The following is a 25,400-nucleotide window of genomic DNA, read 5'->3' on the forward strand; positions in this document are numbered from 1 at the left end:
CCCGTAGGCTTGACCAAGATGCCATGCCATAACAACCTCCGCTTCACCATGAGTGCCAATCTGACCACTTGATCCTGCTGTAAGTTCAGCTCCTTTAATGGCGCAACTCAACATGAAAATGCTCTAGCTTGTAGAGTCAGGATGTAGCGCGGTCGCAACAGGTTTGGCTTACCCGGTTCGTTCCCTTCGTTTGGCGGCAGTTTGCCAAAACTGCCATGACTTCGTTTTCACATCTCAACCTGATCGGGAGACGCTTGCGTGCTTCGACGCTACAAGCGGCAGGTTCACATTCTATTAGTGGCATTGCGCGTTAAACCAGTAGTACAACAACTCATGGCTTAGGAAAGACGTCATATAGTCATCGGCGGCTATGCGCAATCGCGCCATTCCACCGCGACCATTTCAGGGCATTAATAGAAACATAACGCTTGCATTAGGAAAGAAAACATTGGTTCCAACAGAAAGCGCACGAGCAGCGACGCTGGAATCCATGCATGTACCGCACAATCTCGATTTAGACAAAGTAATTGCGTTTCTTGAGCAGAATAACATTGCGGTCCTGCCGTATGCGGCCGATTTGCCGATCACACTAAATAACTTTAGTGCGCTTGAATGGTGGGCTGAATTGCTGTATCAGGACCTCCTTGGAGCGGACGACAGCTTTCCAAACCTGAACACGCTGATTTTTTCGGGTGTGCAGGCACCGTTCCTGGTATTCCACGATTTTCTGGAAGTTCTGAAGGACGTGGCATCACAACAAATCCAGGATTCTGTAGAGGTCACTTCCACTTCGACTATGGAAAGACTTTCACAAAGGCAGTCTTACAAATTGGTCAGTAATAGGGTAAATGGCGATTACCCGGCCTCCGCAGGAACGTCACGCACCGATTATCCATGCTTGACTAACGCTCTTGGCCCATGCGTTGCAGTCATTATGACGGGTGCATCGGACGACGAGAAAAAGCGCAATGGCCGCATATTTCACGTTGATTCTCGCAATACAAAGGCAAGGGAGACGTTAAAGGAATACAAAGAGCTTTTAATTGAAAACGGCCTTAAGCAAATTTCAGCAATTCTGGTCCGTGGATGTGTGACCCCGTCTGTTTTTCAAAAAATGATTCCGAACTGTAGCGAAGAAAGCGCGAATCAGTATGCACAACAAGGGAAAAAGTTCGTTGACGACTTGAGAGAGCTGATGCGAACCGAGAATATTCCAATCGTCAGAGATGATGCCGGAGAAAATCGTCCGGAATCGGTTACAGGAGAATCTACCGTCGGATTTAAGCTCAAACGTGATGGAGAAAAAATAGCGTTTGAATATTTGCAGAATGTAGTTCGTTAAAAAGAAAGCTGCCGTAAAAGTACCACGGCTTACCCGCGGGCGTCATGGCAATAGCGCGTCGTAGTCCTCGGCGCTTTGGGCCAGTTTTCCTCGGCAGGAGCGGCTTCTTTCAGGAACAGGCCGCGCTGCTCGACGTCTCGTGCTTCGCTTCGAGCGGCAAAGAACGTGTGCTGGAATGCCTTGAGCCGCTCTCGCAGCAGATCGCACTCAACGGTGCGCACGCATAATTGCATGCAGCGCCTTGCATTGAGCATGCGACTGCCTGTGACGCGGCGAGCTCTTCATCAGTGAATGTATGACGACACAGGGGTCGCCAGCGGTTCAACACCGGTTAGTGTACCTGTCTTTTCTGCGCCAACACATGATTTCAGACGGAACCAGCAAAACCCCATCTACCACTCATTGCTGAGAATGCAGTTTTGTAGAAACAACTGTCCACGACGTCCAAATCCATGGAGTGATGAGATGAATGAATTTATCCGGTTGCTGCACCGAATGGTAATACATTGGCAGCTTCGCAGCCTCGATTCGCAGGCGGAGCGCATTGTTGAAGCCCGCAGTTTTGCACTGGCGCGGCTTATGGAAATCCGCCGCGAACGTGAATGCAAGCTCATGAAACTAGGCTAACTTCCTGCTCTTCCCGATAACGCGAACATCTGAAGGCATGTGCCGCGCTACCATGCCAAGATATCGCCGTACCAGTCATAAAACATGCCTGATGTTCAAAAACTGAATTTGCTTCTTGCCGAACTGGGTCATCGCTACGGCATCACTAATCTGAAATTATCCACGCAAGGTGCGGTAGGTTTGCGCTTGAAGGATGGCGTTGAGTTATTTCTTGAACAAGACAGCGAACAAGGCCGTCTGTATGTCTATACGCCGATACTCTCATTGCCCAAGGCGAATGATGCGCGTCTGCGTATGTTTGCACGTATGCTTGAACTGAACTTTCTCGGCTCCAGCATGGCGCACGGCATCCTCTCCGTCCAGCGAAATATGGCGATATGCCATGTCAGCATCGCCATTGCGGATCTCAAGATCGATACGCTGGACCAGTGGCTGCATTATCTGCTCGAGTCACGCGCGACCCTGGTCAATAAGTTAAAGACATGCATGAGAGCGAATACCAGTGAAGCGCTGCATGCACGCCACTCGGCGTCGGCGTTACTGGCTGTGCTCAGATAAGAGATGGAAATGGTTAGTCCGAAAATTAATTCGATTCCGCCCTCGGGAAGCACTGCGCCAGAACCTACCGACGCCGAAAGCCCCCTGAATCAGGGAGTAGTGCGTGTCGTGCAAAAAGCGAAGAGAGCGAAGAAAGAGATGAAGCTTGATCTCGGCAAGTTGGAACCTTCCATATCGCTGGCGGGCGCATCGGTAATCCAATCGCCGTTCTAATTTGGTGCACTCCGATTCAAGCAGCATGCGCTCAGCAAATTTCAGTTGTCGTAGACGCGATCTCATCTGACAGTTGCCCAATCTGGTGCGGGCAATTGCCAGGCCAAATCAGTTATTCAATGTGGTGATTCTATCGTGCCACGCCTCCTTTCCATCCAATAGCGTTTTCATAGGCGTACGTCCGCAACACGCCTTGGCTTGTGCCACCCGGCTTGATGTCAATGGTCATTGAGGATCGGACCCGGAGCAGTCTAAAACTTCAACACATGTTTTGACAGCTATTGTCTTACCCAAGTGATTTCATCTCGCATTCCGTAAATGCCCCATGCATCCATGACATCCGCGTAGTGAAATTAAAGTACGTGGAAAACGTCTTTGCACAGTTCCAATCCAATGATGAAAATAAGGAACAATTTTCTCAACATTTCTCAATGTCTCACTAATCCTCACAGAATCCATACTCTCCACATCCCGGCTGCTATCGTCAAGTCACGGTAATCGCAATCATAAAAAATCAGCGCGATACCCGATATCCAGGTTGCCAACTTGAACGTGAATATTATCCAGGGAGAAGAACATGATGGAAAAGGCGCTTGCATCGACAGAGGGCAAATTAGTCAATAAGAACGCAACAGGCAACACAATCGACTTGAACCAGCTGTACCGCCAACATCATCATCATCTGCTCCGTTTCGTGCAGCGCTATGTGCGTAATGCGGAAGATGCTGAGGATGTAGTGCAAAACACCTTCATGGAAGCGATGCGTTGTGCGGATCGTTTCGCCGGTTTGTCGAAGCCATCGACCTGGCTATTCGGTATCGCGCTCAATCTCGCACGTAATCAGGTCCGCCGAAACTGCGCACATATGCATGAGCCAATCGACGATGCACTGCTTGACCAGATCGTCGACATGCACGCGGATCCTGCTCATCTGGTTGAAATGCGTCAGATCGCTAACAAGGTTGAGGCATTGCTTGAATCACTACCACGCGATATCCGTGCCACGTTTGAAGCAGTGCTTGATGGCGAATCGACTTACGAACAGGCTGCCGAACAACTGCATATCCCCGTAGGCACTGTACGATCCCGCGTATCACGCGTACGCGCTTCGGTACGGGCTGAATGTTCGCAGTAACACCAGGCGGCGGCACGCTGTGCGCCGCCTGGCCAATACGCTCTATTCGCTGCGGGTTTGTCTGTAAATGACAACCTGGAGCAAGATGTCGCTATGTCTGCCCGAAGCGTTTGGATAACTCGTTCGACCATTAAGGACCGGGTCAACCTAGGCTGAACAATATCTGACTGGAATACGGTCCAGCAGACCTCTATCTCCGTCCTGTCATTATTAGGCGCGAGCGATTTGCTGATGATTTCGCTTGCTGATATTTCTTATTCAGACTCTATACGTAATGAGAAAATTATTTTGGAGAATCGGGTTTTTTATCATTTCCTGTTCAATATTCGTTCGGGTCTTCACGACATCAAATAACTTTTATTTCATGACAACGCAGGAATTGATTGGGGCAATCGTTATCGGCACCCTGTTGATTCTTCCAGAGTTGATTTATCAGCTCATCCAGTTCTTATCTTCAAAACCGAAATTCTGATTCGCGTCGCGCTTGCACCACTGATATCAGATCAATATCGGCTCGGTTCCTCTCATGAACCGTCAGGTTCGCCCCCGCAAAGTGCGGCATGCCATTGACGCGCCTGGTTTGACGTATCGAGTATTGCGTCCAGTATGCTGACTTCATCCGGGAAAAATTCCGTCGGTATGTAATGAACAACGACATAGCAACCGTCATCCGCGTTCCATAGCACTTCTGGTTGTACCATGCTCACCGCGAAGAAAAGCAATTGTTCGACGGCCCGCGTCCGGTAACCGCTTTGCCGGCTACGTGGCAGCTGCAAAATGATTGACAGGCAATGTCGCTCGTTATTGACTGTTTGAGAAACTCGAGCGACGACATCGTCAAACCGAAATTCCAGTACCGGCATTGAATCATCGTTGTGTATACCCGTGAGCTCAGCAAGTTCTTGCAGAAACCGTTTCAGCGCCGACGCAGTGCCGTCAAGCGAACCGAATTTATCTGAAGTATCACGCTGCAAAATCACGCCTTTGTATTATCCGTTTGAGGAAAGTTTTCCGATCATGCTACCGACTATTGATTGCATCAACTTGGTAGGACAAAGCAATTGTGCCGCGTTTGCAATGGCACTCTTTTTAAGAGTCTGCGTGCTTTAATCAAATACGCATCCAACGGTAAAAATATATCCTGTACTTACTTTAGTAGCAGCATAGGAAGATCAAGTTCCACCTGGGTTATTACATTCGTATTCAAGTCATGTCAGCCAATGCGTGGAAACCCGCGCTACGGATAGGAATGTTTACCGTTGCTTAGAGCACCTATCAAAATGCCGCTTGCCGCGTTACTTGGGGTCGCCGAGGTCTCCTAGCCGTACGTCTGTACTGTCTTCGTCGGCGCGCGTTGCCATCGTCATTTTGATAGGTGCTCTTAGAATGGCACCTGGTCGGAAGAACCGGAGGTCAAGAATTGATGGGCTTGGGAAATGACTTGTGGCGCCACCAATAGCGCGCCAACCGTAAAAAGTGTTAGAAACTCGCCAAGACTCAGGTAGTAGATACTGCTCGGCGAAGAAGCGACCCAGAGGAGCGACGCGAAAAAAATAAACAACAGTCCAATCAAGCACAACACCATCTTCATAAAAATCTCCGAATGAGTTTTTTATCAGCTATAAGATCCATTTCAGCTCACACCCCCGACAGTTTCCTTGGACGGCGTCTCATGTGCCGATCACGCAAGATATGCTGCATCACACATGGTTAGGCCCATCACCAGTCATCGACAACGTATCCGACGCTTCACAAACGATGACTGGTCTGTCGGATCTTGCAATGATCGATTCAGGGTTAATTGATACACCACATCGAGATCTTATACCCGGTCTCAGCCTTTCTTCCTCCCATATACATGGGACAATCTCATGGATTTGTCCCGCCGGAATGTAAGCAGTGCATAAAGCATTTTCGCTGCTTAACTGCATTTACACAAGAATCTCATACATGAATCTCGTGGAAGCCAGATCCAGAACGACTCAATCGGGAAATAATTGTTTAGTAACACGAGCCGTGCATGACGGCTGATTTGGCCACCATTGCACAGACAATGGCGTGATTTCGGTGGAAAATACGTGACGCGCTTGCACCAGACTTGTTCAGACGTGGGCGTCGAATTCGGACCCGGCTCTGATTGCATTTCCGCGCTGTTTGATGGCATGGCTGGACTGCCGCGCCGTATAAATTTTCGGTTTGATTGCCTACTGATAAAACGCACTCGGGCACAAAGCGGAAGGTGAAGAGAATGATCCTGCTACTGGCACGCTTTTGTGAACAGTTCAGGAGTGCCTTGCATCGAGATTTCTTAACTCGACTTCGAGCCACAAGATGTATGACATTATCTGAAGCGACCACATAGCGAGGTTGATTCGATTTGACAATCGCCTTGTCAAATCGGGCAGTAGTGTTAGATGAGATTGCGCTTGCCACAAACCAGAAAAAACAAACCTTGTCTGACATGCCCTGTACAAATCGGGCATTTGTCAGACCAGGTCATGCTGCGTGACTACTAAATTTGGTCGCCGCCGGTACCTCCACCGCCCTCGCCGCCATCGCCTTTTACCATTTTTTCCAGCTCTTCCTCACTCTTCCCGGTTAATTTTTTCAATTCCTCCATCTCTTCCGGCGTAATGCTTCCGTCCCTCAACTTCTCAAGCAGCTCCGCGACTTTGCCCTTCTGACCGCCACCGCCACCTGCCCCTTCCGGACCGCCAGCTTTTTCTTCTTCTAGCAGGCGTTTCAACAACTCCTTCAAGGCCGCGTCTTTCTCGCCCTGCAAGGCATTCGGATCCGCAAAAATCTTTTCCAGATCCGCCGGTTTCAAGTCTTTGACATTGACCTCCTGTCCACCAAAATGAACATTACCGCCACCAACTCCACCCACTCCGTTACCCATAATAGTTCTCCCTGAAAAATTGAAAAATTGATCGCGTACTGCATTCATGAGTGGCAACGCCGCTCAAAAGAGTTCCGGCAATTTCAAGCGAATGCAGAACTCCCCGCCGCATCCGCGCTCATCGGACGGATCACAAAAACCATCCGATCCGCAGCGGCGCTCACACTCGACACGCGATTTCGGCCGCAACGCACGCAGTCCGGTTGTCTTTCCCAATTGCGGCGAAGCGAGTGTCGTTCCTCCAGGAACGGCAACCATTGCCAGATACTCAACGCGGCTTTCCGCAGCAGGCAAGGTGCCCTCCACTGAAAAGAGATCGCGTGTTCCATGTTCCCTTTCAAATCGATCATCGCCCCGCTTCGACGGCCGTGGGTCGGAGGATACCTTTTCATCCTTGCCAAAGTCTTTTTCCATGACGGCATCAAATGCGACTGCCATGTTCATGTCGCCGATCGTCAACGACTTCGCGCCCTGATCTCCGGAAGGATCGGGATCTTCCTCACGTTGCCCGTTCGCCTCACGCGACCGCTCTACATTGAGGGCGTGCCGCAATCCCTTGGCATGCAGCACACCATGCGGTTTCACTGCCCCTGCGGGATTCTTTTTCTTGTCTTCCGATGGGTCGGCGGTGTCATGGGTCAGGTGTTTCTGAGCACTCGTTTTCCGGCAACGTTGATCCTGCGTGTCATCGGAAGCATCGCCGAATTTAAGCTGTGCGGAATTCTTTTGTGCTGTCGCGACAGTGACGACCGAGCCCGTCAACTGACTTCCTCCTTCAACATCAGTTGCCGACGGTGGAGTGGCGTCAGCATTGTCAACCGTGGAATGTAATGTCGCTCTCTTTGCAAGGGTGTTTGTTTTCATACTCTTCCTTCAAGTCTTGAAGGAGTCGGGCGGCTCTCCCAGACTCTCCAGCTCCACGGAGCGGCTGACGTCATCCGCTGCGTGCAGCTCGTTCACCACGGCGTAGACGTGCGCAACCGCCTCATAGCTGGATCGTGGCACTAATGTGTCATCTTTGCACGTCGCATACAGCGTTCGCGCAAGCCACACATGACGGATCACCGGGATGCCGCATTCGCGCGCCCGCAAGATCATCGCCTGCGCCACGTCATCCTTGCCTTTTGCCAGAACCACCGGCACTATTGTCTCGTCCGGGTCGTAGAACATGGCAACGGCGAAGTGCGTCGGATTGACGACCACGGCGTTGGCCTGTTCCGTCTTCGCGACGGGGCCCGACATCGCGAGTTGTCTCGCAATCTGCTTGCGCATCCCTTTGATCATCGGATCACCCTCCGACTCCTTGTGCTCGCGCTTGATTTCTTCCATATCCATCATCAGTGACTTGGTGTGGGAGTGCTTTTGCACCGCAAAATCAATGATCGCCAGACACAGGCACACCCCCAGAATGACGTGAAAGATCGTGCGCAACAGCGCGATGAATCCGGAATACACATCCTTCGGTGCGCCCGTGGACAATTGAACGATATTCGGCAGCTGGTCGCGCGCAAGAATGAAGACGATCCATCCGATCAATACCGCCTTGAATATTGTCAACAACAACTCCATCAGTTTCTTCTTGCTGAAAAGCTGCTTGATGCCGTTGACCGGGTTAAGTTTGTCGAACGACGGCGTGACGGCCTCCGGCGCAATCAGCATGCCGAACTGCCCCCAATGCGCGGCGACCCCGACCACGATGCATACCACGAAAAGCGTGGCGAAAACGATCAGGAGCAGAATTCCCGCCGCAACGAGCATCTCCATCAGCGCAGGAGCGAACGGCTGGCCGATGCGGGGCAAAGGTAGTGCGAACAAGGCATTGATGGCCTCATGCCATAACGGTTCGGTCATGAAAGCCAATTCACCAACGACCAGAAGCGACGCCAGGCGGGCCATGTCCTTGCTCACCGGGACCTGGCCCTTCTTTCGGGCATCCTCTATTTTTTTGTCGGTAGGTTGTTCGTTCTTTTCTTCGCTCACGGCACGCCTTTCTAGTCGCTCATCTGGGTGACGCCTGCAGCAGTGTGGCGGCAAGATCCAGCATGTGCGCAAAATCGCCGGCTGCGTGATGCGAGAATGTAGGCCAATAGACCAGCAGTATGAAGAGACCAACCAGGCTCTTGACCGGCGACGACGCAAAGGAGATCTGCAGGTTGGAAGCAAACACGCCGAGTATGGCAAAGCCGAAATCGATCAGCAGCAGAGGGATCAGCACCGGCCCGCCGTAGACGATAATGTGCCAGAACAACTCGCCGAAACGCTTGATCAGCACGTCGAAGTGCCCAGGTTCGAAAGGCGGCAACAGGCTGAATGCAGGCCATGTCCCGTAGCTCTCGATCAGGATGCGCGCCAGCGCAACGAACAGCCCGGCCTGAATCATCACCAGCACAATCGCCTGCAGCATCAGCGCACCGGTTGCGCTCGCATCCTGGTCGACGGAAGCATTGTTGGATTGGATCTGGATCGGCGAGCGCTGCGTGTCGAGAATGGAGCCGATCGACTGAGTGGCCCATATCGGTATCGACAGCAGCACGCCGAGCATGCAGCCAATCCCCGCTTCCTTGAAAACGAGCATTAGCGCCATGAAGAAATCCGGCGGCGTCTGCTGTACATAGAGAAAAGTCGGCAACGCCGCAGGCAACGCAATCGCAATCGCCACGCCGTTGCGCGCCATGCCCGTCAAGGTGCGCAAACTGAACCCCGGGAGGATCATCAGGCACACCAGGGCGCGGGGCGTAATCAGCGACATGCTGATCAGCGTTGTCTGAAGATCGACGAGGAGTGAGCTTGACATGATAAAGAAGCCGGCGCGGTCAGCGGCCGACGAACGGAATCAGCATGAAGGCCTGATTGGTGAGCTGCAACAGTTCGCTGCCGAACCACCGGCCAACCCCCGCGACGACCAGCGACACCGACAGGAGTTTCACCACATACGGAAGCGTCTGGTCCTGGATCTGCGTGACCGCCTGAATCAGGGACACGACGACGCCGAACAGTGTCGCCGCGATCAGGGGCGGCGCGGATAGTACGATCGCCAGCCACAGGCCCTGCTGGAAGAAATTGAGCGTGTCTGCCGACATGTGCGGACTCCTAGGCGTAGGACATGGCGAGGGCATTGAGCAGCTTGCCCCAGCCGTCAACCAGGGTAAACAACAGCAGCTTCAACGGAATCGTGATGGTCTGCGGGCTCATCTGCTGCATACCGAGCGCCATCAGCAGATTGGAAATGAGCAGATCGATCACGACAAACGGAATGTAGATCAGGAACCCGATTTCGTACCCGGTCTGCAGCTCCGACACCACGAACGCCGGAATCAGAATCAGCGCATCGCTCGACGTTGCCTTGTCGCCGGCATCCTTGGGCCACAATTTTTTTGCCGATGCCAGGAAGAGTTCGCGCTGGTCGGGGCGACTGTACTTCAACATGAACTTGCGCAAAGGCTCGAACGCCTGCTGCGCCTGCTCGATCACGGGCGCGGTCGGCGACTTACCCGACACCTCGATGTTCATTGCATGCTTGCCGATCTCCTGCACGGTTGGCGCCATCACGAATATGCTGAGCGCCAGGGAGATGCCGTAGATCGCCAGAGTCGGCGGCACCTGCTGCACGCCGATTGCGTTACGCAGCACAATCAGTACCAGCGAGATCTTCAGGAACGACGTCGTCGTCACGATCAGCAAGGGGACCAGCGACAGCAGCCCCAGCAGGATCGCAAACGAAACGACATCGTATTGACCGCTCATCATGTCCGGCCCCACTGCGTGATGCGGATCGCGAGCTGACCGTCAACCTCCACCAGTTCACCGCACCCGAGCCGGCGGCCGGCCGACAGGATGGCGATGGATGTCGGCGATCCGCCCTTGAAGGGAACGATGGTGCCAGGTCCCAGCGTGCGCAATTCACCGAGCGACATGCGGGCCTTGCCCATCTCGAAATCCAGCGTGACCGGCACCGTGTCGAGCGCGGATGCATGCTCCGCTGCTTCCTGCCGCAGGTCGTCCGACAGCGCGTCCATCTCGCGTGATGCAGCGTCGTGCTCTCCCGGATCGTCGTCGGAAAGTGCTGTGACCAGCGATTCATCGACAGTGATTTCCTGCGCGTCCTCGACCAGCGATTCAGCGAATTCATCGTCATAATCGTTCATATTCTGTTCGATCGCTTCCACTCTATTCTCCAGGGCAATGATATTAAGGCTGCATGGCGCTTGGTATTGAACGTGCGCATGCACTGCACCGAGCCGGATGGACCCTGTGCCGTTACACATGAAATTCGGACTGTCCGGCACGAGGATGTCGCCCGCGGCGACTGCCTTCAGCGCGCTTGCAGGCAAGGTGTGTCGTGCGACGCGCACCGGCATCTCGATTGCCAGGCCGAAGAGCTCGGACAGAGGCGCCCGGCTTGGTGTCCATTTGGTGGCGCGGAGAAGGTTCAGCCATGTACCAGCTACTGCCCTCGCATGTACCAGGACTGCATGCCCCCGGGTGCGCAAGCTTAGCTGCAATGTACGGACATTCGCCGCTGGCGTCCCGGCAGTGCGGCCGATCGCTACGACATCGGCAAAAGGCGTTCCGGCCAGCTTGCCGATGCAGGCCGCCTGCATCCATGTCCAGCGTGCATCGTCCGCGCGCAGCTCTCCGGTCAGGTCGATTCCGGTCAATGTACGAAGGAAGCGGGCGCCGTCTTCGATGTCGACCGTACCGAATGCACCTTGCAACGTCAGCGATTCGGACGATGTTGATGTAGATGTAGCGTCCGCCATGCGCAGTTCAAGCGTTGCGTTCGGCTCCAGCCATGGCAGTGCCATCGAACACCCGCGTCCGAGCAGGCGGGAAAGATCGGCGTCCTCTGCGGTTACCGTGGCCAGCGCGGCGGTAACGGGAATTACCGCGTCACTGGCTGGCGAGGAAAAACAATCAACAAGGGATTCGATATCCGGCATGAGTGGGTTCACGTTGGTCTGGCTGCATCTCACCGTGTCACCACTTTCGTCCGGCTGCGCTCGTTGCCGGCAGCGCTGCTACAGCACGGTGATGTCCACGTCCTTTTCCATACGTCGTCCGAGAACCCCTTCCAGTTCCATTTTCTTTCGTCGCAGACGTTCGCCGAGTTTGGGATCGGATGGACTCAGCAGCAGCCGGACCTGCGCGGACTGGATGCTGACGGCCACACCCAGGGTTCCGCCGTTCGGCATCAGGATCTCGAAGATGCCGTCATCGGCCGTCATCGGCAGCAGTTCATCGGCCAGCGTGCCGCAATCGAGGTCGCTATCGAGCCCCGCGGCATGGACGCCGCCCGACGCATCGGCGCCGGACCCGCTGCCCTCATCGCCACCACTCCCATCGCTCCCGCCACGTTCTGCTATCCAGGGAAACGGGCCACACGCCGCCGCACCGGATTGCGCGGAATCGTTCGAGAGCGATGCGGGATGGTTCGCACTGTGGGTTCTGTCGCGCGCGGCAGTCCGCTCGCCCGAACGCTGCTGGGGCACCGGGTTTGGTCTTTGGCGTGCCGGGGGCACGTGGGGGGAGGAAGGCACGGACGGCGCCGACGGCTTGGGCGGGACAAACGATTTCGGCCGCTCCTGGCGGCGCTCGGTCTTGGCCGCCGCCTTCTCGGGTTCGGGGAAAGTAACGGGAGGCAGGCGTACGCTCGTCATGTCACATCTCGTTCAAGGTGGTCAACTTCAGGAGTTCATCGCGCAGAATGCTCAGCTTTTCCTGCTGTCGATGCGCCTGCAGCAGCCTCTGCTTCGCTTCAAAGAATTTTGTTCGGCCCCTCTTGCATCGCGCCACCTCATCCAGGCACTCCAGACGCAATTGCGCGGCATCGCCCTTCATCCGCTCGTAAATCGCCTTGGCTTTGCGAAACTGTCCGCTGGTCGTGCTCATCTGAAAAAAGTTTGCGCGCGCCTCCTCCCAGAAATCCTTGTACGCCTGCTCCGCGTCGCGCCAGCCCTGCTTGCGGTCATGCAGAGCGGCGCGCGTTTTGCGCCATGCGTCGCGCATCTCCCTGCGCTCGCGTTCCAGCCGGTCGATGCGTTGTTTGCGCACCGATAACAGCTTGTCGAGACTCCGATCCTGCACCTTCGGTTCAGGTACATCGATGACTTCCCGCTTCGCGCGCGGGCCGCCGAATCCGCTCTGACCGCCCGCCGAGTTCATTTGGCCAACGCCTTCAGAGTGGAAATGGTTTCATCGAAATCCGCACTGCTGGAAGTGTCCTGACGCAACAGCGCCAGCTGCTGCGGCCGCAATTCGACCGCCCGATCCGCGACCGGATCCGTGCCCGATTTGTACTCGCCCAGGCGAATCAGCAACTCCATTTCCTGATAGCGGGCCATCAGTTCGCGGAAGCGCGACGCCGCGCTGCGATGTTCCTTCGTCGCCACGTTGCCCATGATCCGGCTGATGGAGGCCAGCACGTCGATGGCTGGATAGTGCCCCTGCTCCGCAAGTTTCTTCGTCAGCAGGATATGCCCGTCCAGCAGCGACTTCGCTTCATCGCCGATCGGATCGGAGGCGTTCTCGCCATCCACCAGCACCGTGTACATCGCGGTGATGGAACCATCCGGCGTGCTGCCGGCGCGTTCGATCAGGCGCGGCAGCATCGTGTACACCGACGGCGTGAAACCGCCGCGGGCCGGCGGCTCTCCGGCTGCGAGGCCGATCTCACGCTGTGCACGCGCAAAACGCGTCAGCGAATCGATCAGCAGCAGCACTTTCTTTCCGCGCTTGCGGAAGCCCTCGGCAATTGCCGTCGCCGTGAATGCGGCGCGTGCGCGTTCCATGGAGGTGCGATCCGAGGTGGCGACCACGATGATGGTTTTCTTGACCAGTTCCTCGTCCAGTTCATGCTGCAGAAACTCGTTCAATTCCCGCCCGCGCTCGCCGATTAATCCAAAGATGATCGCATCAGCCTGGCAACCGCGCGCCACCGCCGCCATCAGGGTCGTCTTGCCGCAACCCGGGCCGGCAAACACGCCGATGCGCTGACCGACGCCCATCGTCATCATGCCGTCGATTGCACGCACGCCGGTCGGCAATGCCTGCGAGATGCGCGGCCGGTCCGTGGCGGCCGGCGCGCCGCGAATCACCGGCACCCATTCCCGCCAGGTGCCGACATGATCCTTCGCCGCAGGCGCGCGGAACAGATGCCGGCCAAACCCGTCCAGCACGCTGCCCAGTAAATGATCGCCGGACTCCACCATGTGCGCGCGGCGCAGGGGCTCGATCACGGTACGGTTGGACACGCCCTCGAGCGGACTCAAGGCCGACAGGATCGCCGCTTTGTCGGTGAAGCCGACCACTTCGGCCAGCATGGGTTCGCCTTTGGCCGGATCGAGCAAATGACACAGCTCGCCGATCTGCACCGGCGGCATGTGCGCCTCGATCAGCGTGCCCAGCACCTGCGATACCTTGCCTCGGCTCGTGAAGCCTGGATTCTTCGGCAGCGCGCCCAGCCATTCGGGAACCTTCGGCCGAATGGCCGCCAGCGCCTCGGCAATTGTTGGATCGATCGCAGCGGACGCGATCACCATTTCACCTCAATCTTGCGCTTGCCGGTGAACGTGAGCTTGCTTGCCTGGATCGCCGCCAGCTTCACGCCCTTGAATTCATCGCCGACATACAGCCGGTCGCCGTCCTGCGTCACGATACTGGCGTTCGCGCCAGTGATCACCTGCTGGATCTTGAAGGGCAACATGGCTTCGGCGCTGCCGACCTTCGCATGTACGGGAAAAGTAATGTTGTGCGTCTTGATGAAAGCGGTCAGGATACGTTCGAAGCGCGCCGCTTCGTCGTCGTCCAGCGCTGCCTGCATGAACCACTGCTGGTCCTGCAAGCTCAGGTCGAAGCGTTTGAGCAGATCCGCTTCCGCAAGGCGCTTGCGGAAAGCCTTTCGTAGCTCCTCCGCCGTCATGGGCCGTTGCGCCGAGCCGTCGGGATTGACCGCATCGAACGCGGCGGCGACAGTCTTGTCCGCCGGGCGATGCGCCTGCCGTGCGGAGGAGCCGATATGCGCGCGCGCATCCAGCTTTGCGAGCTCGCGCGTCGGCTCGGGCTTGGAGGTGATGGCATACGCCGCCGCCGAGAGCACCGTCGCGACCGCCAGCGAGACATAGACCACTTTCCGCCCGCTCTTGACGGTTTTGCCGGTCTTGGTGACGGTCACCGATCCGTCACTCATGGCTTCCGAAACGCCTCCATCATCACCTGTAGCGGCCAGCGGCGCGTCGGACACGAGTTCCGACAGCGGGATCTGGTCCGATGCATCCGTTTCGTCAATCGGTTGGTCGACCGGCTCCGGCGGCGGATTCTCCCAGGGTGCGCCCTGCTCGACCACGGTCAGCCAGACATTGCACACGCGTGCAAACTCGCCCGGCGCAAGGTCGATCAGCGACTGCGGGTCATTGCTGCCGGCGCCCAGGATGCTGCCGCTCAGCTCTGTCAGCGACCAGCCGGTCTCCGACAACGACAGGGTCGCATGCTGCGGCTCGATCCCGGGATCGACCAGCACCACATCGGCATCATCGCTGGCACCGAGAACATGAGGACGATTGTCCAGCGGCAGCGTCGCACCGCGATGCAGACCGCTCAAGATTCTTAATTCATACATGATGGGGCTCCTGCTCGATGACTATCTCATATGCATGAGTGGCGGGATATCCGGATATGGTTCCATCGATCGATGGGAAGGGATGACCGCCTATCCGTGAAGCTGTGATGCCGCAAAATCCGTGGGAATGGGACTTTGGGCTAGAAGAACCCTACCCATTCAGTCAAAAAATCGGTCTATTTCATTTGTTACGTTATAGGTCTGCATTGCTATCACACGCTGGGGCATTACGCGACCGCAATCTGGTTTGCCAGGCCGCTTACGGAGACTATGCGCTTGACAATAAAATTCTGATGACAGGGTACAAGACACTCAATGCAAAGTAAGGCAGGCGCCACCTGGAGCGAGATGTTGCTGAACGCAACGATTGAACTGCCAATACGTGTACGTGAGACGCATGTCGACTGGACCTATTCGACATGTCATCGATGTGTGCGTGCCGGTATTTACGTGTCCGACTGACCGGGGCGTGCACAGCCGGGTTGAGAACCGAGTGAACACAGGTCCCGCCCGGCTGAATCATATCTAACAAACCATGGCATTACCGCAGGCCAGCCATGCAAGGATTACCTCTTGAGGAGGCCGCCTGCCGCCATGCTGGAACCATACTACTTGTTATAGCGGTCGCTTGTTACATATTCAGGGGCTTTATTTTTGGTGCTGTCGCCCCACAGCGTGGCATTCTCTTCAAGATAGTTGGCTAAATCACCATCCCCAGGTTCGGCGTTATAGTCCCCGAAGTCGATCACGCCATCCACCTCGCCATCAGTGGCTGAGTCGATTGCGTCGAAGGCAAACTTGTTCTCTACAAGGTATGCGATAGCGGCAAGCTCGCTCTCGCTGAATCGGTCCGATTTACCTTTATCTGCAAGGATATCTGCAAGATCCTGTCTGCTCACAAAATCATCTCCTCCGGTGACCTCCCGGATTCTAGCCATGACGCCCCCCTTGTGGTGGCCGAAATCGCCGTCGTATAACAAGTTTGCAGCCATCTTGGGATCCATCTTGGGGCCACCCCCTTTAATCCCTAAGGCGTTCGGGTGTTTGGCTCGCCATTCCTGCCCTTTGCGGACCATAGGATCGGTGCTCCACTCCTCCCCCTCGGGAGGGGCGAGAGGAGCGGGGCCCGGAGGATTGGGACCCGGAGGGTTAGGGGCCGGAGGATTGCTACCACCGCCTCCCGCCGGGGGAGCCAACGACTTATCCGCCTCCAGCGAAGTTTGCAGCGCAGCCTCAATCGCCTTGGTCTTTTCAGAAGGCGTTTTGGCATTCTTGATGTTCTCGTTCTTTTCCCAGAGTTCGCTCCTAAGATTTTTCAGCTTGGTGAGCTCCTCTTGAATAGCGCCCGCATTCGGGTCCTGTCTGTCTTGCGCACTCAGTAATTGCTGTGTCAAGTCTTTAATCTTGCCATTCAAGCCTTCAATTTGCTTGTCCAAAAAATCCGTCACCTGCGACGCGTCGCTCTCTATATCCTTCTTCTTGTACGAGACATTAGTTAGATCCGTCTTGGAGCCGTCATAATTTTTCTGGCCGGGGTCCGCACTGCCGACAATCTCACCGGTCTTGCTGTTGATGATCATGCCTGTTTCCACGTCATACACGTCAGGATCTTTGTTGTCCGGATCTACCTGAATGTAGCGGGGATTGTGATACTGCTCAGGAATGTAACTAGGCATTGTATTACTCATGCTATATCTCCAAAAGTTGGGGTCTGAAATGCTGTGCGCGGCAATCCCGCTCGAGATAAATTCCGGCCGGCTGGCAGCCGCATACATCGGATGCGAGCCGTACTCATTGGTGACGGATACGACGACTCCGGTTCCGTCGCATTGCAGGATTTTTTCCCACACTTTGACTAACGATCACGCACCGGGTGCATTCAACGATATGCAGAACGGTATGCAGTGTTCAAAAATTTTGGCTGGCACCATGTGGCACGGGGATAATTTCGGCAATGTCCGCGAAGATCTACCGCCAAGGCAGCCGAAATTCAATGTGGCAGATCTACCGGGAAGCCAGACCTTGCTCCGGCGTCAGATTTCGATCATCCCCACCGGCTGCACTCGTGCATGCTGCGTCAGCTCAGGGAAGGCGAACACAGGGACCGAGAAGAATTCTTCTTCGATCAGCTTGCGCACCGAGCGGCGGATGTCGGCTGCGGTGACCAGCACCGGCGGCAAGGCGGGTGTGCCGCCAGTGCCGGCAAGCGTACCGAGATTGTCGAGAATGGCTTGTTCGGTTTCCGGATCGAGGTCGAGGTAGGTACCCTGGCTGGTCTGGCGCATGGCGTTGCGCAGCTTGTCTTCCAGTTCCGGCGAAAGGAGGACGACTTCGATCAGACCATCCCGCGCGACTTCATGGCAAAGCTGCCGTTTGAAGGCAAGGCGGACGTGGTCTGCCACTACGTCGGAGTCGCGCTCCTTTTGCGCCCATTCCAGCACGGTTTCCAGCAGGAGGCGCGCATTGCGCAATGCGACGCCTTCGCGCGCGAGGCGCTGGACGACTTCGGTCAGACGCGGCAGGGTGACGGTTTTCGAGATTTCCTTCCCCAGCTCCGGGAAGCGCCGTTCCGCCCACCGCGTAAAACGCTGCACTTCATGCACGCCGACGAACATCTGGCAATTGCGTAGCATCTCCACTTCAACATCGGCGGCAAATACTTCTTCCCACGGCATGTAGCGGATACCGCATTCCTTGAGTTTTTCTTCCTCTTCCATCTTTACCCAGACACGGCGCCGGCGTGTGCCGGCGATGCTGTCTTCCGTCGCCTCGAAACCAAGCTCGGTCATGCGCTCCAGCGTCTCCACCACGGCTGCCCAGCCGCTACGGATCTCGACATCGACGAGCGGCACTTCGGACATCAGGAACTGGATACGCGACAGAGGCACCGTTTCCTTGAAGTCGAATTCGATAGGTTGCAGATCGGGGATACCCTTTTGCTCCAGCACGGCATTACGCATGAGACGTATTGCCCTGACAATCCCTTCGGTCGCCGGAAATAGTTGCATATTCGGAGACATGCGTACGATGAACGGCTTGGTGGCGGAGAAGGTGGTCAAATCGACGATCTTTGCATTCTTCTTGTCGTCTTCTTCCTCCTGATGCTGTGCTTGCGCATCGGCAAGCGGTTTCAGTATCCCGATCGAACCACCGACCGCCAGCGCCGCGGCGAGCATGAGGAAAACAAGCGTCGGCATCCCCGGTATCAGGCCGAACAACACCATGATCACCGATGCGGTGAGCAGGGCCCTGGGCTCGGCAAACAGTTCGGACACGATGTCCTGGCCGATGTTGGGTTTTTCGCCCTCTTCGTGGTCGTCGTCGGCGATGCGTGTCGTGATCATGCCGGCGGACAGTGAAATCAGGAGCGCGGGGATCTGGGCAATCAGCGCATCGCCGATCGACAGGATGGAATACAGGCGCATCGCATCGCCGGCGCTCATGTCACGCTGCAGAATGCCGATCGAAATGCCGCCGATGAGATTGACCGCAACGATGATCAGGCCGGCGATAGCGTCTCCCTTGACGAACTTCATCGCGCCGTCCATCGCTCCGTGCAGCTGGCTCTCCTTGCCCAGCTCGGCACGTTTTTTCTTGGCCTCGTCCGCAGTCAATATCCCCGAGCGCAAATCGCTGTCGATCGACATCTGCTTGCCGGGCATCGCATCCAGCGAGAACCGCGCCGATACTTCCGACACCCGCTCCGAACCCTTGGTGATGACGATGAACTGCACGACCGTCAGAATCAGGAACACCACCAGACCGACCACCAGGTTGCCGCCCACCACGAAATTACCGAAGGTTTCAACAATGTGGCCGGCATAGGCTTCGAGCAGGATCAGGCGGGTCGTCGCCACTTCCAGCGCGAGACGGAACAGGGTCGTTATCAGCAGGACGGCGGGGAAGGTCGTGAACGCGGTCGGGCCCGCCATGTACATCGATACCACGACCATCAGGCCGGCCACACACAGGTTGCATGCAATCAGGATGTCGAGCAGCCATACCGGCATCGGCAGCACGAGCATGAAGACGATCGCGATCACAACCGCGGCGGCGAACAATTCGGCGCGCTTCGCCGCTTTCGCCGCGAATTTGTTCAGCGCGATGACCATGTCCAGCTTCATTGTGTTTTCTCCGTGTTGCTCTCGTTATTGCAATCGTTTGTGTTTGCGCTATGGCGGCCAGAGGTAATCCGGCGAACTGCAGACGTCAGGAACTCATCATTTCCGACTTTGCTTTATTGTGCATATCGGCACGGCGCAGGACCAATGCCTCCCATTCCGGACATCTCCCCTGGCTCAGGAGCGCACGCATCCTGTCATCAAGCGGCTCGAGTACTTCGACCGCCGCATAGGCGTACATCATTGCCAGTCGCGGTTCGTCCGGCCAGATGTGCAGACAGGCTTTCGCCAGTTGCCAGGCTTCTTCGAACTGGGAGGAATTCAGGTGTCCCCAAACCAGGCCGATGGCGATGATTAGCTCGCGCGATTCCGTTTCGCGTACGACTTTTCGTCTCATGCGGCCGCTCCTTCCGCTTTTTCGGGTTGGGTATGCATTTCGGCATCGCTCATATACATCTGCTGCAACCGCAGGCGCAATTGCACGTCCCGATCGATGACGGAAATGGCGGCCAGGTATTCCGTCCGTTCCGCTTCGGGCAATGCGAGCGCACGCTCGATGAGAATTTTTTGCAAAGCCCGCATGCGCGGAACCGGATCGCCCGACCAGACGGGATTGGCCACTGTCAGCGCCGGGCCGAGGAAGCGGGTCAGCGGTGCGAGCGTGGTCGTGGTCGAATCGCGTTGCGGCAGCGACAGCGCCTGCTGCTCGGGAGACAACAATTCCCGCAGCATCGGCTGCAGGACGTCAACTCCGCCGGTCGTATGTATTTCGCCGACATCGGTGCCATAACCGGGGCCGACACGGCCAACGCCGGAACCAGTGGATAGGCTCACGCCAGCATCTCCATTGCTGCCGTCAACTCGTCCTCAGAGAGTGGTGGGGCCTCATCGACATCGGGAATATGATTAAAACGCCGGACGACATATACCCCTCCATCCGAGAACATCGCCGGCAGCCATGTGCAAAGCTGCTCGATGTCTTGAGAACGTCTACGCAAAATTTCCTCGGCATGCACGCGATGCGCCTCATTCCCTTCATAGCCGAGGCCGAGGAGCATCCCGCTGTCCATCGGATACACCAGCATCTGCATCCCGTCGTCCAGACGCTGGCTCGCAACAGCTTGTTCGATGCGGGCAACAGCACAGAGGTTCATTAGTATTTCCAGTTGGTCCATCATGTCTCCGTCACATGGATTTGTCCACGATTCACATAGCTCGGCATTATGCTGCGGGCGCTGCCGTGCCCAGGATCCGGGCATTCGACTGTTGATCGTTCATCTCCGCTTTTTTCTCCGCAAGCTGGGCGAGCCATTGTTGTTCTTTATCCTCGGCCCTCTTCTGCCACGTTTGGATATCCTTGTGCCCCACGATCACCATCTCGTCCAGTTCGGCAATCAGCTCCGCGCGTTGCGGCAGTTTGTCCGCGGGCCACATGGTGAGGGGCAGTTTCCTGACCGCTCCTCCAATGGTACGGCTCACCGCTGCCTGCTGGAGGCTATCAAGATTGCGCGTATCGACAATCTGGTTCACCAGAATGCTCCCTTTGCCTTTGCCTCCGCTTTCTGCAATACCCAGCAATGCGACCGCAATGGTGGCATGGCTTGCCTTGGGCATGACCAAGGCCTTTTCCGTCAAGTCACGCCGCAGGTCGCAGGCAATGCCGAAACTCGATTGCACGGAATTGAAAGCGGCTGCGTCTGACAAAGTCAGCCACAGATAGGGAGGCTGAAGACGCTGTCTCGAACGGTTAATGTCAGGCATCAGATCAATCGCCATCTTCTGGCGCAGGTCCGCCAGCGCACCGCTGAAGTATTCGGCGCCAAATTTGTTTTGCAAGACCTTCGCCAGCGTGTATGCCGTCAAGGGCGCATCGCTTTTTCCATTGCCTTTCGCACCGTACAGATTGCGCAGCTCGTGTATCGATGCTGGCGCAATTCCGGTGTTCGCCGACATCAAGTCCAACGCCGATTGCATCGCATCCCGCCCAGCCAGTCCGTTGCGCAATGCTTCGCCGTGCTTCAGAAGGAGCTCGGACTTCATCACCTTCAGGGTGTGTCTAACAGAGACCGGCGCAGAATCATCCTTTGCGACTTCAGTCATGATGCCATGCAGCAGTGCGTAGCGTTCCAGGGGATCCTGATATTTGGTGCTCAACAGCGACCGGAACGAAAGCCATCCTTGGGTGCGCAATATTTCCAGCGTATTTGATGCTGCACGATGCAGGAATTCCTCTTCCTCATCATCACCCTTTCCCATGTGCACCGCTGCGGCACTGACAGCCTTTTTCTCGTCTTTCTTGGATTGCCGCCGCTGAGTAGTCGGTAGCCGATGGCTCAGTGTCTTCACGTTCCCTTGGACCTGCTTGCCACGTTTATCCGCAGGATGGTCGTCATGCTCTTCCTTCTCCAACACTCCCGCCAAGACATGAAATATGGGCAACCCTGTGACCTGGACCTGTCCATAGTTTTCCGCGCTCTTGACCTTCTTGTCGCTCGAAGTGGCAATCGGCGCATTATGATGCACCCCATTCGTCGTATGGCGTGGATTTGCCGGAACAACGACGGGCACAGCTGGCGAGGCAAAAGGATTTGAATTGAGCGATTTCATGATCGATCAGTGGTTATATCGAAAGTCTCGGTTCCATCCCGCCGTCCCTCGTCAGGAAAGCGAGCGGGCTTCGACAGACAAGTCTGCCGTGCCGACATCCGACCTTTGCCGCCTCTGTCGCTTTGCGCATCTCGCTACGCCGGTAGTAAGCCGTGCAGATTTTCTGGGTCCCGCTTTTCGTCTCGGCCAACACCTGGATTGTCCGGGTCATGACTGCCTTGGTGAGCGTACCGAGAATCACCAGTTCCACATCGAATGCGCTCTCGGGACGCTCAATGGCGGCGTCATGCAGTGGTTTCATGTCCATCCTCCCCCAGTTTCCTGCGGCATGCTGCCAGGGCGGGTTGAATGCCCGAGGCCGAACACCATGCAGTCGGTCGTTGCACATATGTGGCGGCATGACCTGAATGGGTTCCCTGCATACTGTCTGGAAAGAGGAAAGCCACGCGAGCAGTGCTTGAATCGTTCCTATACGACACCGGATACCTGCTTTCGCCGGAACAAGCGTCCTCGACTGAACTGCATTGGCCCACACAAGTTTTTCAACAGGCAGACATGGAACTGCGGCAGCCCGTCCGTCACACATGGGTGTACCGGTGAAATCGCCCTGGACGGGATTGTCATTCATGCCTCCCGGCGAACCGGCCTCATCAACAACAACCTGCATTTTATGAAGGCACGAACATGAACATCGACATCAAGCAGCTGTTTGGATCCGGATTCCTGGACTGCAAGGAATACATGAAGAATTTCTCATCGTTGATGTTCTTCCAGACGCCGCATTGCCATCCAAAGGAACAGAATTCATTCAAATCACTGCTGAACATGATTGATGATTTATGTCTGCCGAAGGTATTGAAAACCTGGCTCAAGGAAGCGCTGATCGAGGAGCAAGCTGATGCGCTGCCATCGGCAAAAAGCGCTGCCAACACCATCAAAAGCTTCCAGAAAAAAGAGTTGGGCGGCGCAAAAATCTCTGTCGAACAGATGAAAGAGATGGCCGACACCGGTTACCTGACGAAAAGCAACGGAACACGCATCAAGGTCTCTGAGAAGGTGCAGCGCGCTGCACAAGCGTTCATGGTCAATGGCGGCGAGCTCTTCGCTCGGGTCGAATCGGCCGGCAACGGCAAGCATGACGGCCTGCTTTCCATCGGCGACATCGACTGCGCGAAGAAGAAACACCTGCTGTCGGACGAATGCAATGAATTCAGCTATGAGCCGCTGTTTTCGCTCCCGACCTGCGAGCTCTACACACTGCCTGCATGCTGGGACGATCTTCGCCCTTCCGAAAAGAGTGCTGCGAAGACGATTCAGCATCTCCAGAAGCATCATCTGGGAGGCGGCATGCTCACCGTCGAGCAAATGCAGCTGATGGCGGAAACAGGCTATCTGAAGAAACCGGACGGCTCGCGCGTCCAGATATCGGCGAAGGAACGCGCTGCGGCACGGGCATTCATGGCCGACGGCGGTGCGCTGTTTGCGCGAGTCGAGTCCATCAAGAACGGCCAGCACGATGGAAAACTTTCCATGAGCGACATCAACGTCGCCCGCGAGAAGGGAAAACTCTCCAGCCATCAGCCATGCATCGACGACGAGGGTGACGATTACACCTACCGCCCGCTATCCAGAAATAAGGCGGCCAACGCCATACACGACTTCATGAAAGCAGAGGCCGGTTGCGCCATGCTCTCGGTGGAGCAGATGGAAGAAATCGCCGAGACAGGTTATCTGACCAAAGGCGACGGGACGAGAATCCGTGTATCCGATAATGTGCGCAACGCTGCGGAAAAGATCATGGAAAACGGCGGAGGTTTCTTTGCGACGCTTGAGTCCGCCACCACGGGTGGACATGACGGCAAGCTGTCTTTCAGGGACATCGAAAAGTGGGCCAAGAAGAAGTAGCACTCTTGAGATTTACGAAATTCGCGACGCACTGATTGTCGTGCCAGCGAAAGGTGAAGCAGGGTATCTGGACACAAGCAGAAAAATTGAATCGTCACATTGGCTTGACCAGGTGCCCACGCGGTGAAGACTTGAAGAAAAACGACGATACCTGGAGACAGTCCACGCGTCCACCCAACTACTGCGTCACAAAACTTCGTTGTAAGGTTTCGTGCAGGGGAAAGGTTAGGGAGGGCTAGTGCGCACGAGACATCGTTGCGGTAACTCGAGCGCACTACCCCTGCGCGAGCCGCCCCATCTCAACTTCCCCCTACGCCGGGCGTCCTTGCAAGGGGAGGAAGAAGCCTGGCAGCGATGGGCTTATGAAGCAGTAATACTACCCTGCTGTACAAGGTACACGCTCGGGTGCATATCTACATGGATTGCTGTAGGGTGTGCATGTGATCATCGTGCGCGTGGCGCACTCTACCGGCCACCAGATTGACCGGGCTTTGCGTCTCTATCGAATCGGGAGATGCCTTCTGGGTAAGGTATGCTTCCAGATGAAGCCGGAACTACCGCTATCGCGCTGAATTAGCGCTTTGAAATTTGAGATGATGTTCGTGAATCGCTGATTGGGCTTGCTCTGCCCAACCGATCACTCAAATAGTGAAGAGCGTGCATCGCACGCTCTTCACCAGAGGTGATTCACCGTAAAATATCGGGCAATCAGTTCCCAATCGCATGGGGATCCGGTGTATTGGGATCCTTTTCCTGCGTTTGTTGAGTACCGCCGCCGCCACCCATCAATCCGCCCAATACTTGAGCAGCTACAGGAATCAATGCTGCAAGTGCCATGATCTTCTCCTAAAAATGAATGAATGTTGCACCGTTGAATGTGCATTCATGTGTGGCACCGGTAATCAATATAGTTCCCGCTTCCTTGAATGAATTATCAAAAGACCAGCCGACCTTGTCCACGCGATTTTTCATACTGACAACCAGGTGCGCCGCAATCTCGCTCAGGGGTGCGAGATGCTGGATGGAACGGCGCTCGAACAGCTTGTGGATGTGTGACCCTGCACCGGGAAACTGGACAAACGTGACTTAGGAAATCCGGCACAATTTGCCATTGCGCGAAGGAGTATGTGCCGTGAAGAAATCCAGCTATACCGAGGAGCAAATCGCTTTTGCTCTGCAGCAGGCCGAGCTGGGCACGTCGGTCGAGGAAGTCTGTCGCAAGATGGGCGTATCGGATGCGACCTTTTACAATTGGCGCAAGAAGTACAGTGGCATGGGACCGTCGGAGCTGCGGCAATTGCGGCAGCTTCAGGAAGAGAATGCCAAGCTCAAGCGCCTCGTCGCCGATCTGTCGCTGGACAAGGCGATGCTGCAAGATG

The 25,400-nt window shown here is 55.8% G+C and carries 30 protein-coding genes; 8 read left to right on the forward strand and 22 right to left on the reverse strand.

The annotated features are described in order from the left end of the window. Window positions 1-370: 370 nt before the first annotated feature. Window positions 371-1,342, forward strand: a complete 972-nt coding sequence (locus ACFQUU_RS27260; RefSeq protein WP_382251512.1) for a hypothetical protein — start codon at window positions 371-373, stop codon at window positions 1,340-1,342. 29 nt (window positions 1,343-1,371) lie between these two features. On the opposite strand, the gene ACFQUU_RS27265 is transcribed toward ACFQUU_RS27260, so the two are convergent. Beyond that, on the reverse strand, window positions 1,372-1,575 hold the full coding sequence (locus ACFQUU_RS27265; RefSeq protein ID WP_382251515.1) for a transposase: 204 nt from the start codon (window positions 1,573-1,575) through the stop codon (window positions 1,372-1,374). 232 nt (window positions 1,576-1,807) lie between these two features. Here ACFQUU_RS27265 and ACFQUU_RS27270 point away from each other — a divergent pair, with 232 nt between their 5' ends. The 4 genes from ACFQUU_RS27270 to ACFQUU_RS27285 all read left to right on the forward strand — a co-directional run bounded on the left by ACFQUU_RS27270 (window position 1,808) and on the right by ACFQUU_RS27285 (window position 3,875). Next, entirely contained in the window at window positions 1,808-1,969 is a 162-nt protein-coding gene (locus ACFQUU_RS27270) for a hypothetical protein (protein WP_382251517.1), read from the forward strand. An 84-nt stretch (window positions 1,970-2,053) separates the two neighbouring features. Beyond that, window positions 2,054-2,527 (forward strand): type III secretion system chaperone, encoded by a 474-nt coding sequence (locus ACFQUU_RS27275; protein ID WP_382251520.1) that lies wholly within the window; start codon window positions 2,054-2,056, stop codon window positions 2,525-2,527. 9 nt (window positions 2,528-2,536) lie between these two features. Then, complete coding sequence (locus ACFQUU_RS27280; RefSeq protein ID WP_382251522.1) at window positions 2,537-2,740, forward strand: hypothetical protein; 204 nt, start codon at window positions 2,537-2,539, stop codon at window positions 2,738-2,740. A 577-nt stretch (window positions 2,741-3,317) separates the two neighbouring features. Further along, entirely contained in the window at window positions 3,318-3,875 is a 558-nt protein-coding gene (locus ACFQUU_RS27285; protein ID WP_382251525.1) for an RNA polymerase sigma factor, read from the forward strand. Between the two features lie 524 nt (window positions 3,876-4,399). On the opposite strand, the gene ACFQUU_RS27290 is transcribed toward ACFQUU_RS27285, so the two are convergent. The 13 genes from ACFQUU_RS27290 to ACFQUU_RS27350 form a co-directional block, all read right to left on the reverse strand. Next, on the reverse strand, window positions 4,400-4,855 hold the full coding sequence (locus tag ACFQUU_RS27290) for a hypothetical protein (RefSeq protein WP_382251527.1): 456 nt from the start codon (window positions 4,853-4,855) through the stop codon (window positions 4,400-4,402). 401 nt (window positions 4,856-5,256) lie between these two features. Continuing rightward, window positions 5,257-5,466 carry a hypothetical protein gene (locus ACFQUU_RS27295; RefSeq protein WP_382251530.1) on the reverse strand — a complete coding sequence of 70 codons (210 nt, stop codon included), beginning with the start codon at window positions 5,464-5,466 and terminating at the stop codon, window positions 5,257-5,259. Window positions 5,467-6,387: 921 nt separating this feature from the next. Beyond that, the gene (locus ACFQUU_RS27300) at window positions 6,388-6,822 is read right to left on the reverse strand and encodes a hypothetical protein (protein WP_382251533.1); all 435 of its coding nucleotides are present in this window, start codon (window positions 6,820-6,822) and stop codon (window positions 6,388-6,390) included. Between the two features lie 15 nt (window positions 6,823-6,837). Further along, complete coding sequence (locus tag ACFQUU_RS27305) at window positions 6,838-7,638, reverse strand: hypothetical protein (RefSeq protein ID WP_382251536.1); 801 nt, start codon at window positions 7,636-7,638, stop codon at window positions 6,838-6,840. A 9-nt stretch (window positions 7,639-7,647) separates the two neighbouring features. Beyond that, a complete protein-coding gene (sctU, locus tag ACFQUU_RS27310; protein ID WP_382251539.1) occupies window positions 7,648-8,754 on the reverse strand; it encodes a type III secretion system export apparatus subunit SctU in 1,107 nt (368 codons plus the stop codon). A 19-nt stretch (window positions 8,755-8,773) separates the two neighbouring features. Next, on the reverse strand, window positions 8,774-9,568 hold the full coding sequence (gene sctT / locus ACFQUU_RS27315) for a type III secretion system export apparatus subunit SctT (RefSeq protein WP_382251540.1): 795 nt from the start codon (window positions 9,566-9,568) through the stop codon (window positions 8,774-8,776). A 19-nt stretch (window positions 9,569-9,587) separates the two neighbouring features. After that, entirely contained in the window at window positions 9,588-9,854 is a 267-nt protein-coding gene (sctS, locus tag ACFQUU_RS27320) for a type III secretion system export apparatus subunit SctS (RefSeq protein WP_382251542.1), read from the reverse strand. Window positions 9,855-9,864: 10 nt separating this feature from the next. Then, a complete protein-coding gene (sctR, locus tag ACFQUU_RS27325; protein WP_382251545.1) occupies window positions 9,865-10,521 on the reverse strand; it encodes a type III secretion system export apparatus subunit SctR in 657 nt (218 codons plus the stop codon). Beyond that, window positions 10,518-11,726 (reverse strand): FliM/FliN family flagellar motor switch protein, encoded by a 1,209-nt coding sequence (locus ACFQUU_RS27330; RefSeq protein ID WP_382251547.1) that lies wholly within the window; start codon window positions 11,724-11,726, stop codon window positions 10,518-10,520. Before ACFQUU_RS27330 ends, sctR begins: the two co-directional genes overlap by 4 nt. 66 nt (window positions 11,727-11,792) lie before the next feature. Beyond that, window positions 11,793-12,311 carry a hypothetical protein gene (locus ACFQUU_RS27335; protein WP_382251550.1) on the reverse strand — a complete coding sequence of 173 codons (519 nt, stop codon included), beginning with the start codon at window positions 12,309-12,311 and terminating at the stop codon, window positions 11,793-11,795. 121 nt (window positions 12,312-12,432) lie between these two features. Then, entirely contained in the window at window positions 12,433-12,936 is a 504-nt protein-coding gene (locus tag ACFQUU_RS27340) for a hypothetical protein (protein ID WP_382251552.1), read from the reverse strand. Beyond that, window positions 12,933-14,312, reverse strand: a complete 1,380-nt coding sequence (locus tag ACFQUU_RS27345; protein WP_382251554.1) for a FliI/YscN family ATPase — start codon at window positions 14,310-14,312, stop codon at window positions 12,933-12,935. Before ACFQUU_RS27345 ends, ACFQUU_RS27340 begins: the two co-directional genes overlap by 4 nt. After that, window positions 14,306-15,388 (reverse strand): FHA domain-containing protein, encoded by a 1,083-nt coding sequence (locus ACFQUU_RS27350; RefSeq protein WP_382251555.1) that lies wholly within the window; start codon window positions 15,386-15,388, stop codon window positions 14,306-14,308. Before ACFQUU_RS27350 ends, ACFQUU_RS27345 begins: the two co-directional genes overlap by 7 nt. A 315-nt stretch (window positions 15,389-15,703) precedes the next feature. On the opposite strand from ACFQUU_RS27350, the gene ACFQUU_RS27355 reads away from it, so the two are divergent. Further along, a complete protein-coding gene (locus ACFQUU_RS27355; protein WP_382251558.1) occupies window positions 15,704-15,850 on the forward strand; it encodes a hypothetical protein in 147 nt (48 codons plus the stop codon). Window positions 15,851-15,996: 146 nt separating this feature from the next. On the opposite strand, the gene ACFQUU_RS27360 is transcribed toward ACFQUU_RS27355, so the two are convergent. The 7 genes from ACFQUU_RS27360 to ACFQUU_RS27390 form a co-directional block, all read right to left on the reverse strand. Next, window positions 15,997-17,076, reverse strand: a complete 1,080-nt coding sequence (locus tag ACFQUU_RS27360; RefSeq protein ID WP_382251560.1) for a hypothetical protein — start codon at window positions 17,074-17,076, stop codon at window positions 15,997-15,999. A gap of 345 nt (window positions 17,077-17,421) precedes the next feature. Continuing rightward, on the reverse strand, window positions 17,422-19,512 hold the full coding sequence (gene sctV, locus ACFQUU_RS27365) for a type III secretion system export apparatus subunit SctV (RefSeq protein WP_382251563.1): 2,091 nt from the start codon (window positions 19,510-19,512) through the stop codon (window positions 17,422-17,424). A gap of 85 nt (window positions 19,513-19,597) precedes the next feature. Further along, window positions 19,598-19,906, reverse strand: coding sequence for a hypothetical protein (locus ACFQUU_RS27370; RefSeq protein ID WP_382251565.1), 309 nt, complete (start codon window positions 19,904-19,906; stop codon window positions 19,598-19,600). After that, complete coding sequence (locus ACFQUU_RS27375; protein WP_382251567.1) at window positions 19,903-20,343, reverse strand: hypothetical protein; 441 nt, start codon at window positions 20,341-20,343, stop codon at window positions 19,903-19,905. Before ACFQUU_RS27375 ends, ACFQUU_RS27370 begins: the two co-directional genes overlap by 4 nt. Next, entirely contained in the window at window positions 20,340-20,687 is a 348-nt protein-coding gene (locus tag ACFQUU_RS27380; RefSeq protein WP_382251570.1) for a hypothetical protein, read from the reverse strand. The genes ACFQUU_RS27375 and ACFQUU_RS27380 overlap by 4 nt, the downstream gene beginning before the upstream one ends. A 43-nt stretch (window positions 20,688-20,730) precedes the next feature. Beyond that, the gene (locus ACFQUU_RS27385) at window positions 20,731-22,116 is read right to left on the reverse strand and encodes a hypothetical protein (RefSeq protein ID WP_382251571.1); all 1,386 of its coding nucleotides are present in this window, start codon (window positions 22,114-22,116) and stop codon (window positions 20,731-20,733) included. Between the two features lie 13 nt (window positions 22,117-22,129). Next, window positions 22,130-22,417: a hypothetical protein gene (locus ACFQUU_RS27390; protein WP_382251574.1), complete on the reverse strand. Its 288-nt coding sequence runs from the start codon at window positions 22,415-22,417 to the stop codon at window positions 22,130-22,132. 383 nt (window positions 22,418-22,800) lie between these two features. Between ACFQUU_RS27390 and ACFQUU_RS27395 the strand changes: the two genes are divergently transcribed. Next, entirely contained in the window at window positions 22,801-24,021 is a 1,221-nt protein-coding gene (locus tag ACFQUU_RS27395; protein WP_382251577.1) for a hypothetical protein, read from the forward strand. Window positions 24,022-24,729: 708 nt separating this feature from the next. Here ACFQUU_RS27395 and ACFQUU_RS27400 read toward each other — a convergent pair. Continuing rightward, complete coding sequence (locus ACFQUU_RS27400) at window positions 24,730-24,858, reverse strand: hypothetical protein (protein ID WP_382251580.1); 129 nt, start codon at window positions 24,856-24,858, stop codon at window positions 24,730-24,732. A gap of 295 nt (window positions 24,859-25,153) precedes the next feature. Between ACFQUU_RS27400 and ACFQUU_RS27405 the strand changes: the two genes are divergently transcribed. Next, window positions 25,154-25,400 (forward strand): transposase (locus tag ACFQUU_RS27405; RefSeq protein WP_382251583.1); only part of this gene is annotated, 247 nt, incomplete at its 3' end.

It is taken from the genome of Herbaspirillum sp. GCM10030257 (genome assembly GCF_042666555.1).
Classification (GTDB): Bacteria; Pseudomonadota; Gammaproteobacteria; order Burkholderiales; family Burkholderiaceae_D; genus Noviherbaspirillum.

Bases quoted from the DNA above. Each gene is read 5' to 3' on its own strand.
- ACFQUU_RS27260 (WP_382251512.1), top strand. From the start codon at position 371: ATGCGCAATCGCGCCATTCCACCGCGACCATTTCAGGGCATTAATAGA.
- ACFQUU_RS27265 (WP_382251515.1), bottom strand. From the start codon at position 1,575: ATGCAATTATGCGTGCGCACCGTTGAGTGCGATCTGCTGCGAGAGCGG.
- ACFQUU_RS27270 (WP_382251517.1), top strand. From the start codon at position 1,808: ATGAATGAATTTATCCGGTTGCTGCACCGAATGGTAATACATTGGCAG.
- ACFQUU_RS27275 (WP_382251520.1), top strand. From the start codon at position 2,054: ATGCCTGATGTTCAAAAACTGAATTTGCTTCTTGCCGAACTGGGTCAT.
- ACFQUU_RS27280 (WP_382251522.1), top strand. From the start codon at position 2,537: ATGGTTAGTCCGAAAATTAATTCGATTCCGCCCTCGGGAAGCACTGCG.
- ACFQUU_RS27285 (WP_382251525.1), top strand. From the start codon at position 3,318: ATGATGGAAAAGGCGCTTGCATCGACAGAGGGCAAATTAGTCAATAAG.
- ACFQUU_RS27295 (WP_382251530.1), bottom strand. From the start codon at position 5,466: ATGAAGATGGTGTTGTGCTTGATTGGACTGTTGTTTATTTTTTTCGCG.
- ACFQUU_RS27300 (WP_382251533.1), bottom strand. From the start codon at position 6,822: ATGAATGCAGTACGCGATCAATTTTTCAATTTTTCAGGGAGAACTATT.
- ACFQUU_RS27305 (WP_382251536.1), bottom strand. From the start codon at position 7,638: ATGAAAACAAACACCCTTGCAAAGAGAGCGACATTACATTCCACGGTT.
- sctT (WP_382251540.1), bottom strand. From the start codon at position 9,568: ATGTCAAGCTCACTCCTCGTCGATCTTCAGACAACGCTGATCAGCATG.
- sctS (WP_382251542.1), bottom strand. From the start codon at position 9,854: ATGTCGGCAGACACGCTCAATTTCTTCCAGCAGGGCCTGTGGCTGGCG.
- sctR (WP_382251545.1), bottom strand. From the start codon at position 10,521: ATGATGAGCGGTCAATACGATGTCGTTTCGTTTGCGATCCTGCTGGGG.
- ACFQUU_RS27340 (WP_382251552.1), bottom strand. From the start codon at position 12,936: ATGAACTCGGCGGGCGGTCAGAGCGGATTCGGCGGCCCGCGCGCGAAG.
- ACFQUU_RS27345 (WP_382251554.1), bottom strand. From the start codon at position 14,312: ATGGTGATCGCGTCCGCTGCGATCGATCCAACAATTGCCGAGGCGCTG.
- ACFQUU_RS27350 (WP_382251555.1), bottom strand. From the start codon at position 15,388: ATGTATGAATTAAGAATCTTGAGCGGTCTGCATCGCGGTGCGACGCTG.
- ACFQUU_RS27355 (WP_382251558.1), top strand. From the start codon at position 15,704: ATGCAAAGTAAGGCAGGCGCCACCTGGAGCGAGATGTTGCTGAACGCA.
- ACFQUU_RS27360 (WP_382251560.1), bottom strand. From the start codon at position 17,076: ATGAGTAATACAATGCCTAGTTACATTCCTGAGCAGTATCACAATCCC.
- sctV (WP_382251563.1), bottom strand. From the start codon at position 19,512: ATGAAGCTGGACATGGTCATCGCGCTGAACAAATTCGCGGCGAAAGCG.
- ACFQUU_RS27370 (WP_382251565.1), bottom strand. From the start codon at position 19,906: ATGAGACGAAAAGTCGTACGCGAAACGGAATCGCGCGAGCTAATCATC.
- ACFQUU_RS27380 (WP_382251570.1), bottom strand. From the start codon at position 20,687: ATGATGGACCAACTGGAAATACTAATGAACCTCTGTGCTGTTGCCCGC.
- ACFQUU_RS27385 (WP_382251571.1), bottom strand. From the start codon at position 22,116: ATGAAATCGCTCAATTCAAATCCTTTTGCCTCGCCAGCTGTGCCCGTC.
- ACFQUU_RS27390 (WP_382251574.1), bottom strand. From the start codon at position 22,417: ATGAAACCACTGCATGACGCCGCCATTGAGCGTCCCGAGAGCGCATTC.
- ACFQUU_RS27395 (WP_382251577.1), top strand. From the start codon at position 22,801: ATGAACATCGACATCAAGCAGCTGTTTGGATCCGGATTCCTGGACTGC.
- ACFQUU_RS27400 (WP_382251580.1), bottom strand. From the start codon at position 24,858: ATGGCACTTGCAGCATTGATTCCTGTAGCTGCTCAAGTATTGGGCGGA.